Origin of the sequence: Promicromonospora sp. NPDC057138 (assembly GCF_042670845.1) — a bacterium.
Taxonomy (GTDB): domain Bacteria; phylum Actinomycetota; class Actinomycetes; order Actinomycetales; family Cellulomonadaceae; genus Promicromonospora.
This window is the reverse complement of sequence record NZ_JBHUUX010000027.1, coordinates 11,681-26,636: the sequence shown is the minus strand read 5'-3', so window position 1 is coordinate 26,636 and position 14,956 is coordinate 11,681. Positions and strand designations below refer to the sequence as shown.

Below are 14,956 nucleotides of genomic sequence, written 5' to 3'. Positions count from 1 at the left end.
TTGGCCGAGCCAGGAGCCGAAGTAGATAAGAATTCGCCAGTGCGATAGCGGTCGTCGATGAGCAGGGACGCCATCCCGACCGGTGCCCAGATGCCGTCGTGGTGGCGATAGATGGTGAAGCGGGTCTGGTCGGCACTGCCTTCGACTTGGGCTTCGAGACCGGCGGTTCGTTCGGTGAGGGGCTCCGGGGTCTGGCGGGCGTCTGCTATAGACGGATGAAGACGGGGTTGCGCTGCCAGATCGCCCGGTAGATGACGTCCGACCTCGGATTCGCGGCCTCAACCACGCGACCATGCCCGGCATAGATCGAGACGTGGCCAGGCGTGTAGAGGATGTCGCCGAGCTCGGGCTTCGACACGCGCTTCCCAGCCTTGAGGATCGCGCGCGATCCGTGCGGCAGCCGCTTGCCCGTGGCGTGCTGGTATGCGTACTGGACCAGGCCGGAGCAGTCGAACGACGAGGGCCCCGTGGCCCCCTGCGAGTACGCGTCCCCGACCTGCCGCTTGGCCAGCTCCAGTGCACGCTGACCGGCAGTGGTGTCCCGCACGTGCCTGCGGATAACGCGGTCCTGTCGGGCATCCTGCCTGGGGAAGACCGTGACCGTGACCGTGGTCGTGTGGTTGTCCCGCAGCTCGCTGCGCTTCACGTGGAAGACGATCACGCCGTCCCGCAACTGGCGAACGCGCTGGAGCTTGCCGTCGAGATAGAGGGCAGCTTTGCCGCGGATCTTGCCCGACACGCGGACGCGGATGTGGTAATAGGGCAGGTACTTGGTGACGCTGTTGAAGTCGCCGATGTTGCTCGACGTGTGCGTGTACGTAGGGATCGTAGCTGCCTCAGCAGCGGGTGCGGTCGAGACTCCGACCGGGACGGCGAGACCGAGCGCCAGGGCGAGCCCGGCGAGCTTGCATGTGGTGCGCATTGGAAGATTCCCCTTCCATTGGCTGTCCTGCATGGCGTCTCGCTAGATCGGCGTCAGCCCCTCATCTTGCGCGGCCCGATAGGCGAGCGCCTGGACGACCTGTTGCGGCAGCGTCTCGGGCGTCTTGTTGACCTTGGCCTGAGCCGCGATCTGGACGCTTCCGTCCTCGTGGACCCACCACATGCCGCATCCGTACGGGGCCGTCCCGCCCGGCCCAACAGGCACCACGTACACGAATCGGTGAGTAACGCGAACCCAGGGGTGCTGCTTCCCCCAGACGTCCCGCTTGAAGTCGGCGACGCTGGCCCCGATCACCCGCTGCCGCCCCGGTGCGACTCACCGCGGGAAGGCCAGGACATGGTCAGGCACAAGCTGCAGTGCCCAACCCCAGACTCGTTGAGCTCAGCGATCATGCGCTCGCGCAAGGCTTCGGAGCTCGACGTCGCTTCCGCTTGACTGGCGGCCCTCGCGTCGGTCTGCGACACGTGTTTCCCCCTGTGAGTCGATCGTGTGTTCGACTGCGATCCCGACGGTACAGCCCGGACTCCCGTCCGGCTTGGTGAGGCCGCGCACGGATAGCGTTGGTTGCGTGCCAGCTCATCCGGCCGGACGGAGCTCAGGCCTTCGTCTGGTACTCGCGGGCGACGTCGACCAGGAGCTGGTGCATGGCGAGCTCGGCGGGTGCGCGAAGCCGGTCCTGGCGGTGCGCCAGCAGGACGCGTCGAGCGGGCACGTCGGTGCCAAGGGCGAGGACGCGGACGTCCGGGTTCGGGTTCCGCACCGCGGTCCTCGGCGCGAGCGCGACTCCGAGTCCGACGCTGACCATGGCCTGCGCCTCCTGGTAGTCGTTCGCCTCGAACGCGATCTTCGGAGTGAACCCGGCCGCGCGGCAGCTGCGTCCGAGCACCTCGGCCACCGGATGATCGTGGGCACGGACGATCCAGTCCTCGTCGGCGAGCTCGGACATGGTGGTGAACCGCTTGCGGGCGAGGCGATGGTCGGCGGCGACGATCAGAACGGTCGGATCGTCCAGCAGCGGGGTCAGGGAGATGTCGTCCACGTTGACGCGGTTCCACGCGTAGTCCCACAGGAGCGCGATGCCGACCGTGCCGTTCTCCAGCAGCTCGACGAGCTCGTCGAACCGGGTGCTGCGCACGTCCAGGCGGAGGTCGGGGTACTGGCGCCGGAACCGGCTGACGACCTGGGGGAGCAGGGCGCTGGCGACGGTCGGGAACACGCCGACCGCGACCGTGCCGCGGCGCAGTCCGGCGAGCTCGGCGAGGTCGGCCTCGGCAGCGCTGAGCCGACGCAGGATGTGGCGGGCGTGGCCGGCGAGCACGGCTCCGGCTTCGGTGGGGCGCACGCCCCTGGCCTGCCGGTGCAGCAGGGGTTGACCGGCCTCCACCTCGAGCCGGCGCAGCTGCTGCGAGACCGCGGATGGGGTGTAGCCGAGCTGCTCCGCAGCGGCGGTCATCGAACCCGTGTCCACCACGGCCGCGAGCAGCGCGAGGCGTCGAACGTCCAACATGGGCACTCCTACGTGCGAAAAGTTTGATGCGGCAACTTCACCGTCTGGTGACTTCCGTGCAGTTTTGCTTCAGGCGGGATTTGGGTGCTCAGACTGGGGAATCGCCCGTCGGGCCTCTCCATGAGCAGGGCGCACGGCCTCACAAGCATGAAGCAACGCTTCACTGGTGTCCAGATTCTCGTGATTGTGCTCAACCTCAGCGGGACTCATCGTGGCTGTCATTCCCCGGCTGTAGCGGCGGTGGTGCCACCGTCGCGAAGGAGTGACGAAGGAGTGACTGTGCGAGAGATCCGAGCGACGTGGATGCGCGGTGGTACCAGCAAGTGCTGGGTGTTCGAGCGCGACGTGCTCGCGGTGCCCGGTCGCAGCGTGGACGAGGTGCTGCTGCGGCTGTACGGAAGTCCTGACCCGCGCCAGATCGACGGCATCGGCGGGGCGACCTCCACCACCAGCAAGGCCGTCGTGCTCGCTAGGAGCGATCGGCCGGACGTCGACGTCGAGTACACGTTCGCCCAGATCGGCATCGCCGACGGACGGGTGGACTGGACGAGCAACTGTGGGAACTGCTCCGCCGTCGTCGGGCCCTACGCGTTGAAGCGCGGCTGGGTGGTGCCTACGGGCGAGGTGACCACGGTGCGCATTAACAACACCAACACCGGCCAGCTGATCGTCGTCGACGTGCCGACGCCCTCAGGCCAGGTGACCGAACAGGGCGGGGACCACATTCCCGGTGTGGTCCACCCCGGCCTCGGGGTGCGACTGTGGTTCGTCGATCCGGCCGGCCGGACGACCGGGGCGTTGCTGCCCACGGGCGGCGCCGTCGACATGGTCGACGGGGTACGCGTCACGATGATCGACGCCGGGGCGCCTGTTGTCCTTGTCCCCGCCGACGAGGTCGGCGCGGACGGTGAGGCTTCCCCCGCCGCGCTCGATGCCCAGGAGGATCTGCTGGGCCGGCTCGAGCGGATCCGCCGCATCGCGGCGGTCCGCATGGGTCTCGCCGCCGATCCCGCCGAGGCCGCACGTGCCATCCCCAAGATCGCCCTGGTCAGCGCGGGTCGGCCAGAGCGTTCCGACGTGACCGTGCGGATGTTGTCCATGGGGCGCACGCATCCCGCGCTGGCCATCACCGGAAGCGTCGCACTCACCGCCGCCGCCCACACGCCGGGTACGGTCCTGTCCCAGTTCGTCGCCGGCGAGCAGGAGGTGCTGCGCCTCGACACTCCGGCCGGAGTCGTGGCCACCCGCGCGGGCACTCGTGACGGGCTGCTCGCGGTCGGGGTCACCCGGACCGCACGTCGCATCGGCGACGCGACCCTGCTTCTCCCCGACCTCCCCGACAACGAGGTACCGGAGCCCTCGTCCGTCACACTGGTCGCTGCGTCGGCCGCCTGACCCCCACCGTCCCGCCGGACGGAAGCGTCGGGCGGGCCTCATGAAGAACAAAGAGGACAATGATGTCATCACAGATAATCGCGATCCTGGTTCTGGGCGCCATGTTCGTCGTCGCCACGATGCTGCCCATCAACATCGGGATCCTCGCGCTCGTCGCGTCGTTCGTAGTCGGCACGTTCGTGTTCGGCCTCGAGGAGACCGAGATCTTCGCGGGATTCCCGGTCTCGCTGTTCATCACCGTCGTCGGAGTCACGTACCTGTTCTCCGTCGCCAAGCTGAACGGCACGATCGACTTATTGGTACAGGGCGGAATCCGGCTCGTGCGAGGCCGCGCGATCCTCGTCCCGTGGGTGCTGTTCACCATCGCGGGCACGCTGACCGCGCTGGGCACCTTCACTCCCGCGGCGGTCGCGCTGCTGGTCCCGATCGGCATGAGCTTCGCCTTCACGTACCGCATCAGCCCGTTGATGGTCGGCATGATGGTGATCTGCGGCGCCCATGCCGGGGCGTTCTCGCCGATGGCGGTGTCCGGCGCGCTCGTCTACGGCGTCGTCGCCCCGTCCGGTCTGGAGGTCTCGCACGCCGCGTTGTTCTTCGCGAGCCTCGGCTTCAACCTGCTGCTCGCTGCCGTGACCTACCTGTTGCTCCGCCGTCGCGGCGAGGAGAGCTTCATCGAGCGGCCGGACGGCGCGGCGGCGGGTGGCGACGCGCCGACCGGAGGAAGTGCACCGGCGCCGGCCGGCGGCGGTACTGCGCTCGCGGTCAAGGCGACCGCGATGACGGTGACCTGGCGTCAGCGCGCCACGCTTGTCGCGCTGGTCGGGCTCGTGGTCGGCGCGCTCGCCTTCCAGCTGCAGATCGGATTCCTCGCCTTGGCCGCGGGTGCCGTGCTCGCATTGCTCGATCGAGAGAACCTCGGCAAGGCCGTCGAGGGCATCAGCTGGCCGACGATCCTCCTGGTCGCAGGCATGGTCACCTACGTGGGAGTGCTGGAGCACTCCGGCACCATCGACTGGGTCGCACATGGCGCCGTTGGCCTGGGCGCGCCGTTGCTGGTCGCGCTCGTTCTGTGTGTCGTCGTCGGCGTCACCTCGGCATTCGCATCGTCGACGGCGATCCTCACCGCGACCATCCCGATGGCGATTCCGCTGCTGCTCACCGGATCACTGCCGGTCGTGGGCGTCGTCGCCGCCATGGCGATCTCCACCACGATCGTCGACGTCTCACCGTTCTCCACCAACGGCGCGCTGGTCCTCGCCAACGCCCGCGGCGTCGACCGAGCCCGCTTCTACCGGCAGGTCATCTCCTACACCTGCGTCATCGTCGCCCTCGGGCCGATCGTGGCGTGGGCGGTGCTCGTCCTGCCGGGCTCGTTCTGATCCTTGGTCGCCGGACGGGCGTCCGGTCGTCGGCCGTCGAGCCTGGTCAGAGGCCCGGATCTGCGGATCCGGGTCTCTGCGTGTTCCGAGGTATCAAGACTCCGCGAGGGCCTGCACCGCGCGTTCGATGGCGGGGCGCAGGTCAAGACCGGGGTCGACCGCCCGCCTCGGAAATCAGGTGGGCTCCGCGTACGGCGCCCCGTAGCGTCACGGCTCGTGACCACCGCGGAGCTCGACGCTGACGGCAGGCTGGGAACCCGCTTCTGGAGGGTGCTGGCCGCACAGTCACTGTCGAGCCTCGGCACAGGCCTCCACCTCGTCGCCTTCCCGCTGCTGGCCGCCACCTACACGGACGACCCGCGGGTCATCGCTGCGCTCGCCGGCGTTGCGGGCATCCCCGCGCTGGTGCTCGCGCTGCCGGTCGGAAACCTCGTCGACCGCTCCCACCGCGGCCGGCTCATGGTCTACAGCGACCTCGGCTGCATGGTCGTCGTCGCGCTCCTGGCGGTGGCGGTGCTCGCCGACGTCGGCAGCCTCTGGCTGCTGTTCGTCGTTGCCGTCCTGCTCGGCGTCGGGGAACTCGTCTTCGGTACCAGCCTGTACGCGCTCGTTCCTACGATCGTGCCGCGCCAGCGGCTCCTGCGCGCCAACAGCCACCTCGCCGTCGGGCGAGAGATCGGCGCCGGGGGTGCAGGACCCGCGCTCGCGGGCGTCCTCTTCGGTGCTGCTCCGGCGCTGCCGTTCGCGCTCAACGCCCTGTCCTTCCTCGGGTCGGCGGTCGCCGTCGGATCGTTCGCCGTCGGGCAGGACACGCGTCCGGCGGCGCCTGCCGCCCCGCCGGTGGGAGGCGCGACGAGGAGGGCGAGGCTGGCCGCCTACCTGACCGAGCTCACTGCCGGGGCTCGGTTCGCGGCGCACCATCGCCCGATCCGCACGACGCTGCTGCTCTCTGCCGGGGCCGGGCTGTTCGGCTGGATGCCCGAGGGCATCATCGTCCTGTTCGCCAAGCACGATCTCGGTGCGACGGACGCGCAGTTCGGGCTGCTGATGGCCGTCACCGCCGCGGGATCCGTGCTCGGCGGGCTGCTCGCGCCCCGCCTCGCCGGTCGCCTGGGGCTGACCGGGCTGATCGTGTGGACGTACGTCGGCTACGGGGTCCTGCTGCTGCCCATCGCGTTCATCGACTCGATCTGGGTCGTCATGGTCCTGTTCCTCGTCCAGGGGCTGCCGCTCATCGCCTCCGGCGCCGCCATTCGATCGGTGCAGCAGGCCGCCGTGCCCGACCACCTGATGGGCCGGTTCGCCGTCCTCAACCGGCTGGTCAACGCGCTCACCATGCCCGCTGGGCTGACGGCCGGTGGCTTTCTCGGGGCCTGGCTCGGTCTCGACGCCGTCTGGATCATTGCCGGGGCAGGTTTCCTCGCCGCGGCCGCCGTCTGTCTCCCGGGACTCCGCGCTCTGGGCCAGAAGCGAGCGCTGGATGCGGGCGGATCTGGTGGCCTTTCTCGCGGAGGCGAGGGTTGATCTCCGACGCCACCCGTGACCGGAGGCGGGCCCCGGACAACACCAGGACCCGCCTCCGTTCGGCCTACTCAGAATCGGCCTACCCCAGAATCAGGGCTTGATCGTAGGAACGAAGTTGTTCAGGAGGAACTGGCCCCTCTTGCCCGGGGGCAGCTCGCCCATGAACCGGGTGACGACGCCGGTGCGCTCCGACTCGACGAAGACCTGGAAGTCGATCGTCTTGACCGAGGGGTCGGCCCAGTGCCCGGTCTGCGCGGCCACCAGCACGGCCTCCGAGGCGCCGTCGACCTCGATGTACGAGGCGTAGTAGCCGAGCTCGTTCAGCTCCTCCGGGTCCGGCATCGTCTGGTCCACGAAGGGCGACTGGACGAGGATCCGCCAGTGCAGGTCGCCGAACTCGTCGGAGATGATGACCTTAGGGGACTCCCACTCGTGGCCCTTGCCGCCGTCGCCCACGATCTTGTGACCAGTCCACTGGGCCGGGATCTTGTAGCCGACGCCGTTGGTCTTGGTCTTCTGCCAGTTGGCGGTCGCGCCCGGGGTGGGCTTGCCGAGGGTGACCGGGGTCCCGACGGGGTCGCAGTCGGACGGAGCCGCGGCCTGGCTGAGGACGTGTGCGGAGGGGGCCGAGCAGGCCACCGACGCGGGGCCGGCGACCGCGGTCGCCGTCGTGCCCGCCGTGAGGCCCACCATGAGGCCGGCCAGCAGAACGATGGAACGTGTCCTTGCGTTTCTGTTTCTCATGACTCCTAAGACGTCGTGGGCAGCGAGTTGGTTGTGCCCATTCTGAAAGTCGCGAGATGTTCACGCAGGTCGGGTGCCGTTTCCAGCTCTCCCGCGAATCACGGGCAGCGGGGCACCGGCGCGCTCCAGGTCGTGTTCGAGCGGTTCGAGACGAAGTAGTCGCTGACCCAGCGACCGTCGCGCAGCTTGTCCCACACCGAGGTGGTCCCGACCGTGCCGCCGGACTTCTGGCACAGCACGTAGGCCAGGGCACCGCGACGCAGCGAGTGGCCGGAGCTCGGGTACGACGTCCCCGGACCAGTGCGGATGGTGAGCGTGTCGATGGTCACCTGCCCGGGGTAGCGGCACCGCGGCAGCCGCGCCGTGAACCCGGTGTTCGACGGGGTCGAGACGTAGTAGTCGGTGACCCACGCCCCGGTGGCCAGCCGGTCCCACACCGTGGTCGTGCCGACGCTCTGCCCGGTGGTCTGGCAGACCAGGGTGAGCGTGGCGCCCGGCGCATACGTGCGAACGACGGGGTAGGAGGAGGACGGCCCGCTGCGGGCGTTCAAGGACGTATCGCTCGTCACCCGGTAGGTCTGCGCGACCGTGGCGACGGGAGCCTTGATGGCATCGTTGTCGATGTTGATCGTGACCCCGCCCCAGGTCTCGTTGTGGCCGCCCTCGTACTGCTTCGCCCGCTGGTAGTTGGACCACTGCCAGTTCGGGGCGGTCGGCCAGTCGGTCAGCGAGCTCTTGTGGTCGTAGCGGGCCATCCATACGGCGTCCGGCCGCGCGTACGCGGTCGAGTTGTACGAGTCGGAGAGGTCGAGCAGCCCCGAGTTCTGGTTGACGTACACGCCCGCCAGGTACCCCGAGGCATGCAGGGTCTTCGTCCACGCCGAGACGTAGAGGCGTACCGCCGTCCGGCACGACGAGACGGTGCGGTCGTAGTGCTCGACGTCCGCGTACAGGCCGCTTCCCGGGAGCATGCCCAGTGCCTTGGCCTTGGAGACTGCGTCGGCGGCGTCCGAGTTTCCGCGGGAGGTGGCTTCGGTCGCGTTGTGGTAGCGGTTCGGCTTGCTGGAGGTCGTGCAGTACGGCTGGTACCCGAGGTAGGTGGGGAGCAGCTTCCAGCCGCCGACGACGGCGTTGCTGACCCACGCCGCCGTCAGGTTCGGCTGCGAGCAGGCGCGGTTGTTGCCGCCGAAGTACGTGTTCACCGCGGTGTACGGCGACGTCCCCATCCAGGCGTTCAGCGACGACAGCGAGGGGGCGGTGCAGGCGTCGAAGCCGAGCCGGTCGGCCTGCGTCGCCGACGACGCGGAGGGGTAGACGATCGGCGTCTCAGGCTCGGCCGCCGCGGGGAGGGCAAAGCCCGCGACCAGGACTGCCAGGCTGCCACCGAATGTGGCTAGCCCTTGGATGATCGTGCGTCGGGCGGCCATGTGTACCTCCAGGAGACAGACCCCGTCGTCTACCTAGAAGTGTGCGCTTTCCGACGGCAGAGCGTTAGCGTCCTGGGTAACGGTTCAGTGTGCGTCCTCTGCAGTAGGGTCCGAGCATGGCTGACCCTCGGCGTTACCGGGATGTGCGCGCGGCGGTCATCGCAGCCGCACCCGAGGTCGTATGGCGTGCGGTCCTCGACCAGGCGGATGCGCTCGGCCCGGCCCGGTACGTGCGCCTGATCGGCTGCCGTGATACCCAAGCCCTCGGCCCGCGCCCGCTCGAGGCAGGCTCGGCGGTCCCGGGATTCCGGGTCGCGACGGCGGACCCTCCGCACCGGATCGTGCTCGACGGCGTCCACCGCTTCTCGGCCTACACCCTCACCTTCCGGCTCGTGCCCGACGGCGCAGGCACGCGTCTCGAGGCGCACACCGACGCGACGTTCCCGGGCGTGCTCGGCGCGTTCTACAAGCTGCTGGTGATCGACTCGCGCTTCCACAAGCTGGCGACCCGGAGCATCGTGACGCGCGTCCGACGACGAGTGCCGGCGCCTGACAGTTCCGCACCTGACCTGTGAGGGAGCTTGCCGTGGAGCCGCTGTGCCTCGTGATCAACGGACCCTCGGCCGCCGGGAAGTCCACCCTGACGACGGCGATCCAGGATCGCGCCGAGGTCCCCCTCCTGAGGTTCGGCCTCGACGAGCTGTTCCGCATGGTGCCCGATCACTGGGGAGGCGGGCTGCCCGGTGCCCGGCACTCGGACCTCGGGTTCCGCTACGAGGACGTCGAAGGGCGCGACGGCGTACGGCGGATCCGCACCGGTCCGGACGGCATGCTGATGCTGGGCGCGATGAACGCGGCCGTCGTGGCGATGCTGCAGGCCGGCCAGGGCGTCATCGTGGACGGGCAGGCGTTCGAGCCTGAGGCCAACCGGGATCTCGAGGCCAGGCTGAGGGAGCTCGGTCGGCAGAGGGCGGCGGCCGTTGCGGTCGTCGAGCTCAGGACGGACGACGGCGAGCTCGAGGACCGGCAACGCCGGCACCGGCACCCGGCAGGGCTCTCGCTGTTCCACAACGGTGAGCCGCCCCAGTCGGCGCAGCCCGACCTGGTCATCGACACGAACGGGCTGGACGCCGCACAGGTGGCAGACGTGCTCTGGGACTGGCTCGCCGAGCTCTACCCGGCGATCGAGACCGGCCCCGCGTCCACCACCTGAGCGACGAGGTCAGAGGGTGAGGAGGCCTCGGGTCAGCGCCGTCAGGGCGCCCGCTATGGCGATGGTCAGGGCGATCAGTGATGCGGCCCGGGTCGGGATGCGGCGTGCCAGGAGGGTGCCGAGCGCGACGCCCGCGAGCACCCCGGCGAGGAGCACCGGCCAGACCCACCACGACGGCGCGGAGCCGGCCGGGATCGCGCCGAACGCCAGCTTGGTCGCCACCGACATGGCGTTCATGACGACGAGCAGCGGCTGCAGGGTCGCGGCGAACGACCGGTGGTCCCATCGCGTGGCCAGCGCGTACGCCGTCCACGCGGGTGCGGCCACGCCGGACGTGGTGTTCATGAAGCCGGCCGCCAGCCCGGTCGCGACGGCGACCGAGCGGCCCTCGATCCGGACCCGCCGGCGCAGCAGGGCCGTCGTCTCCACGCCGCCACGGTATCCGGGTTCAGGTCAGCTTCTTCTCCAGGCAGTCCGTGAAGCGGCCCAGCATCTTGTTGGAGACCTCCTGGACCAGGCCGCGGCCCAGGCTCGCGACCTTGCCGCCGATCTGGAGGTCCGTCGTCACCTCGACGTCGGTCGTCGGGCCGCCGGCTTCCGCCGGAGCGGTCCCGGGCCGGAGCACGACGACGGCCTCCGCGCCCGCCGTGCCGTTACCGCGCTTGTCCTTGCCCTTCGCGGACAGGACCATGCGCCCGGAGCCGCCGTCCGCGGCGAGCTCCTTCTCCGTGAACTCGCCCTCGCCGTTGAACGTCAGCGCGATCGGGCCGAGCTTGATCTTCACCGACCCCGTGAACGCGTCGCCGTCCACCGACGTGACCTGCGCGCCGGGGAAGCACTCGGCGATGGATTCCACCTGCGCGAACGTCGCGAACGTGGTCGCGACGTCGGCCGGTACGGTGAACTCGTGGGTCAGCTCCATGTGGGGCCACCTTCTCCGGCGCCCCGGGTCCTCACGCCGCCCTCGCCGCGGCGAGCACGGCCCGCCGGGCCAGCACGGTCGCGAGGTGCCGCCGGTAGTCGGCGTCGCCGTTGAGGTCCGACGGCGGACTGGTGCCGTCGGCCACGGCCGCGCAGGCCGCGCCCACGGCTTCCGCCGTCGGCGCCACACCCACGAGCGCCTCCTCCACGGCCCGCGCCCGCAGCGGCGTCGGCCCCATGTTGGTCAGGCCGATCCGCGCTGCGGAGATCGTCTTCCCGTCGGCCATGTGCACACACGCGCCGACCGCCACGATGGGCCACTGCTGGGCGATGCGCACGAACTTCTCGTACCTGGACCCCCAGCCGGGGTGCACGGGGAACCGGACCGCGACGAGCAGCTCGTCCTCCCCGACGGCGGTGGTGAACAGGTCCAGGAAGAAATCGGCAGCGGGGACCACCCGCTCGCCGCGTGGCCCGGCGATGACCATCTCGGCCTCGAGCGCGAGCGCCACCGCGCCGCAGTCTCCGCCGGGGTCGGCGTGGGCGAGCGACCCGCCCACGGTGCCGCGGTGCCGGACCTGAGGGTCCCCCACCTTGGAGACGGCGTCGTGCAGGAGGCTGAGCTCGGTGCGGATCTCCTCGGAGGCGAGGATCTCGTGGTACGGCGTCATGGCGCCGATCTCGATGGCGCCGCCACCGCCGGCGACGGCGCCGCCGCCGGACACCGCGCGGATGCCCCGCAGCGCGTCGATGCGGCCGAGGTCGACCACGAGCTCGGGCGCGTTGAGCCGCATGCGCAGCACAGTCAGGAGGGACTGGCCGCCGGCGATGACCGTGGCGTCGTCGGACCCGGCGAGCAGGCTGAGCGCCTCGTCGATGCTGGTGGGCCTGGCGTACTCGAACGGTGCGGGGATCATGACGCGCTCCCATCCTGGATGGCGCGCCAGACGCGCGCGGGCGTGCAGGGCATCTCGACGTCGTGCACGCCGTAGGGCCGCAGTGCATCGACGACCGCGTTCACCACGGCGGGAGTGGATGCGATGGTCCCGGCCTCGCCGACGCCCTTGGCGCCCATGGAGTTCGTGGTGGAGGGCGTGCTGCGGTGCGCGGTGTCGAAGCTGATGAGATCGGCGGCGCTGGGAACGAGGTAGTCGGCGAGGGTGCCGGTCAGCAGGGTGCCCGCGTCGTCGTACACCGCCTCCTCCCACAGGGCCTGGGCGATGCCCTGCACGAGCCCGCCGTGCACCTGCCCTTCGACGATAAGCGGGTTGATGACGGTCCCGATGTCGTCGACGCACACGTACTTGCGCAAGCGCACGGCGCCGGTCTCCGTGTCCACCTCGACGGCGCACAGGTGCGTGCCGTGGGGGAAGGAGAAGTTCACCGGGTCGAAGGTGACCTCGGCGTCGATGCTGGGTTCGATGCCCGCGGGGTAGTCGTGTCCGGCGAACGCGGCCAGGGCGATCTCCTGGATCGTCTTTCCCTCGCTCGTGCCGGCCACGGTGAACTTCCCGCGGGAGAACTCGATGTCGCCGACGTCGGCCTCCAGCAGGTGCGCGGCCCACGGCTTGGCCTTGGCCACGACCTTGTCCGCCGCGAGCGCGAGCGCCTCGCCGCCGACGGTGAGCGACCGTGACCCGTAGGTGTCCAGGCCGCGCGGGGCGACCTGGGTGTCGCCGTGCAGGACCTCGACGTCCTCGAAGGGGACGCCGAGGCGGTCGGCGACGATCTGGCTGAACGCGGTCTCGTGGCCCTGGCCGTGGCCGCTGGTGCCGGTGACGACCTCGACCTTGCCGGTGGGGAGCATGCGGATCTCGGCGTGTTCCCAGCCTCCGGCGCCGTAGTTGAGGCTGCCGAGCACGCGGGAGGGCGCGAGCCCACACATCTCGGTGAAGGTGGAGATGCCGATGCCGAGCTGGACGGGGTCACGTACCTCGCGCCGTCGTGCCTGCTCCTCGCGGAGGTCGTCGTAGCCGAAGGCGGCGGTGGCCTGGGCGGTGGCGGACTCGTAGTCGCCGGAGTCGTAGGTGAGCCCGGCGACGGTGGTGAACGGGAACTCGTCGCGCGTGATCCAGTTCTGGCGGCGGACCTCGAGGGGGTCGCGCCCGAGCTCGTCGGCGAGCTCGTCCATGAGGCGTTCGATGGCGAACGTGGCTTCGGGGCGTCCGGCGCCGCGGTAGGCGTCCGTCCAGGTCGTGTTGGTCAGGATGGTGCGGCAGTCGAACCGGTAGGCGGGGAACTTGTAGATGGCGTTGTACATGAAGGCGCCGAGGACGGGCACGCCGCCGCCCACGAGGGCGACGTAGGCGCCGAGGTCGGCGAGCAGCTCCACCTTGAGGCCGGTGACGGTGCCGTCGGCGCGGGCGGCGAGGGTGAGCTTCTGCCACTGGTCGCGGCCGTGGTGGGCGGCGAGGAGTGATTCGGAGCGGGTCTCCGTGTACTTGATGGGCTTGCCGAGGCGGCGCGCGATGGCGAACGCCGTCCATTCCTCGGGTGTGGTCTGCAGCTTGCCGCCGAATCCGCCGCCGACGTCGGGCGCGATGACCCGGATCTTCGACTCGGGCACGCCCGTGGTGGCGGCCAGGAGGAAGCGGGTGATGTGCGGGATCTGGGTGGCGGACCACATGGTGATCTGCTCGCCGGTGGGGTCGACGACGACGGAGCGGGGCTCCATGAAGGCCGGGATGAGCCGCTGCTGGCGGTACTCGCGTTCGATGACGATGCCGTCGGTGCGGGCGGCGGCGATGGCGTCCTCGACGTTGCCGCCCGTGCCGGCGGCGGCGGAGTCGAAGATCCAGCGGGCGGAGTTGTTGGTGCCGAGGTCGGGGTGCGCGATGGCGCCGCCGTTCTCAGGCGTCGCCGCGGCGGAGGCCCGGAGGTCGAGGGCGGCGGGCAGCTCCTCGTAGTCGACGTCGACCAGCTCGGCGGCGTCGGCGGCCGCGGCGGCGCTGCGGGCGACGACGACGGCGACGATCTCTCCGGCGAACGCGACCCGGTCGACGGCGACGGGCTTGTGCACGGGCGCGACCTGGTCGGTCGTGATGGGCCAGGCGTTGGCGAGGACCCCCTGCGTGTCGGCGAGGTCGGTGCCGGTCAGGACGGCGACGACGTTCGGGGACTGGGCCGCGGCCCGGGTGTCTATCCCTGAGATGTTCGCGTGCGCGTACGGGCTGCGCACCATGGCCAGGTGCAGGGTGCCGGGAGGCGCGATGTTGTCGGTCCAGCGGGTGCGTCCCGTGATGAGCCGCCGGTCCTCCTTGCGGCGCCGGTCGCGGCCGATCTCGCGGTCGTGGGCGGGCTCGGCGGTGGCGGGGGCTTCTTCCGTCGTGGTCATGCCGCACCTCCGTCGGTGGCGGTGGACGCCGCGTCGGCCGCGTACTGCACCGCGCGCACGATGTTCTGGTAGCCGGTGCACCGGCAGAGGTTGCCCTCCAAGCCCTCGCGGATCTGGGTCTCGGTCGGGTGGGGGTTCTCGGCGAGCAGGTCCGCGGCCTGCATGATCATGCCGGGCGTGCAGAACCCGCACTGCAGGGCGTGGCACTCGTGGAACGCCTCCTGGAGGGGGTGCAGCTCGCCGTCGGTGGCGAGTCCCTCGATGGTGGTGACCTCGGCGCCGTCGGCCTGCACGGCCAGGACGTTGCACGATTTCACGCTGTGGCCATCGAGATGGACGGTGCAGGCACCGCAGCTCGCGGTGTCGCAGCCGATCACGGTGCCGGTCTTGCCGAGCCGCTCGCGCAGGTACTGCACGAGCAACAGACGGGGTTCGACGTCGTCGACCACCTTCGCGCCGTCGACGGTGAGCTCGATCCTGGTCATGGACACTCCTCAGCCACTTCGTTGTGACGGTGGGTTGTGACGGTGTGACACGCATCACGGTACGCCGAGTTCGGGGCTCCGCCA

At 70.2% G+C, this 14,956-nt stretch carries 15 protein-coding genes; 5 read left to right on the top strand and 10 right to left on the bottom strand.

Annotated elements, in window-relative coordinates:
• Positions 1–205: 205 nt before the first annotated feature.
• The 3 genes from ACFT2C_RS15830 to ACFT2C_RS15820 all read right to left on the bottom strand — a co-directional run bounded on the left by ACFT2C_RS15830 (position 206) and on the right by ACFT2C_RS15820 (position 2,450).
• Positions 206–922 carry a C40 family peptidase gene (locus tag ACFT2C_RS15830; protein WP_377208022.1) on the bottom strand — a complete coding sequence of 239 codons (717 nt, stop codon included), beginning with the start codon at positions 920–922 and terminating at the stop codon, positions 206–208.
• A gap of 42 nt (positions 923–964) precedes the next feature.
• Positions 965–1,105 (bottom strand): hypothetical protein, encoded by a 141-nt coding sequence (locus ACFT2C_RS15825; protein ID WP_377208021.1) that lies wholly within the window; start codon positions 1,103–1,105, stop codon positions 965–967.
• Between the two features lie 433 nt (positions 1,106–1,538).
• Positions 1,539–2,450 (bottom strand): LysR family transcriptional regulator, encoded by a 912-nt coding sequence (locus ACFT2C_RS15820; protein WP_377208020.1) that lies wholly within the window; start codon positions 2,448–2,450, stop codon positions 1,539–1,541.
• A gap of 279 nt (positions 2,451–2,729) precedes the next feature.
• On the opposite strand from ACFT2C_RS15820, the gene ACFT2C_RS15815 reads away from it, so the two are divergent.
• From ACFT2C_RS15815 to ACFT2C_RS15805, 3 genes are all read left to right on the top strand, one after another.
• Positions 2,730–3,845 (top strand): PrpF domain-containing protein, encoded by a 1,116-nt coding sequence (locus ACFT2C_RS15815; protein ID WP_377208019.1) that lies wholly within the window; start codon positions 2,730–2,732, stop codon positions 3,843–3,845.
• Between the two features lie 62 nt (positions 3,846–3,907).
• Positions 3,908–5,224: an SLC13 family permease gene (locus tag ACFT2C_RS15810; RefSeq protein WP_377208018.1), complete on the top strand. Its 1,317-nt coding sequence runs from the start codon at positions 3,908–3,910 to the stop codon at positions 5,222–5,224.
• A gap of 216 nt (positions 5,225–5,440) precedes the next feature.
• The gene (locus ACFT2C_RS15805; RefSeq protein ID WP_377208017.1) at positions 5,441–6,748 is read left to right on the top strand and encodes an MFS transporter; all 1,308 of its coding nucleotides are present in this window, start codon (positions 5,441–5,443) and stop codon (positions 6,746–6,748) included.
• A gap of 90 nt (positions 6,749–6,838) precedes the next feature.
• Here ACFT2C_RS15805 and ACFT2C_RS15800 read toward each other — a convergent pair whose 3' ends face one another.
• Together ACFT2C_RS15800 and ACFT2C_RS15795 are read right to left on the bottom strand one after the other, a co-directional pair.
• Positions 6,839–7,492, bottom strand: coding sequence for a hypothetical protein (locus tag ACFT2C_RS15800; RefSeq protein WP_377208016.1), 654 nt, complete (start codon positions 7,490–7,492; stop codon positions 6,839–6,841).
• Between the two features lie 98 nt (positions 7,493–7,590).
• Complete coding sequence (locus tag ACFT2C_RS15795; protein WP_377208015.1) at positions 7,591–8,919, bottom strand: glycoside hydrolase domain-containing protein; 1,329 nt, start codon at positions 8,917–8,919, stop codon at positions 7,591–7,593.
• Positions 8,920–9,035: 116 nt separating this feature from the next.
• Here ACFT2C_RS15795 and ACFT2C_RS15790 point away from each other — a divergent pair, with 116 nt between their 5' ends.
• Both ACFT2C_RS15790 and ACFT2C_RS15785 read left to right on the top strand, forming a co-directional pair.
• Positions 9,036–9,494 (top strand): SRPBCC family protein, encoded by a 459-nt coding sequence (locus tag ACFT2C_RS15790; protein WP_377208014.1) that lies wholly within the window; start codon positions 9,036–9,038, stop codon positions 9,492–9,494.
• Between the two features lie 11 nt (positions 9,495–9,505).
• Complete coding sequence (locus ACFT2C_RS15785) at positions 9,506–10,132, top strand: chloramphenicol phosphotransferase (protein WP_377208013.1); 627 nt, start codon at positions 9,506–9,508, stop codon at positions 10,130–10,132.
• A 9-nt stretch (positions 10,133–10,141) separates the two neighbouring features.
• On the opposite strand, the gene ACFT2C_RS15780 is transcribed toward ACFT2C_RS15785, so the two are convergent.
• Genes ACFT2C_RS15780 through ACFT2C_RS15760 form a run of 5 tightly spaced genes read right to left on the bottom strand, consistent with a single transcriptional unit; the run spans position 10,142 to position 14,872 of the window.
• Positions 10,142–10,561, bottom strand: a complete 420-nt coding sequence (locus ACFT2C_RS15780; protein ID WP_377208012.1) for a TSUP family transporter — start codon at positions 10,559–10,561, stop codon at positions 10,142–10,144.
• A gap of 19 nt (positions 10,562–10,580) precedes the next feature.
• The gene (locus ACFT2C_RS15775; RefSeq protein ID WP_377208011.1) at positions 10,581–11,054 is read right to left on the bottom strand and encodes an SRPBCC family protein; all 474 of its coding nucleotides are present in this window, start codon (positions 11,052–11,054) and stop codon (positions 10,581–10,583) included.
• A gap of 31 nt (positions 11,055–11,085) precedes the next feature.
• Positions 11,086–11,970: an FAD binding domain-containing protein gene (locus ACFT2C_RS15770; RefSeq protein WP_377208010.1), complete on the bottom strand. Its 885-nt coding sequence runs from the start codon at positions 11,968–11,970 to the stop codon at positions 11,086–11,088.
• Positions 11,967–14,387: a xanthine dehydrogenase family protein molybdopterin-binding subunit gene (locus ACFT2C_RS15765; protein WP_377208009.1), complete on the bottom strand. Its 2,421-nt coding sequence runs from the start codon at positions 14,385–14,387 to the stop codon at positions 11,967–11,969. The genes ACFT2C_RS15770 and ACFT2C_RS15765 overlap by 4 nt, the downstream gene beginning before the upstream one ends.
• Positions 14,384–14,872: a (2Fe-2S)-binding protein gene (locus tag ACFT2C_RS15760; protein WP_377208008.1), complete on the bottom strand. Its 489-nt coding sequence runs from the start codon at positions 14,870–14,872 to the stop codon at positions 14,384–14,386. The genes ACFT2C_RS15765 and ACFT2C_RS15760 overlap by 4 nt, the downstream gene beginning before the upstream one ends.
• Positions 14,873–14,956 lie beyond the last annotated feature (84 nt).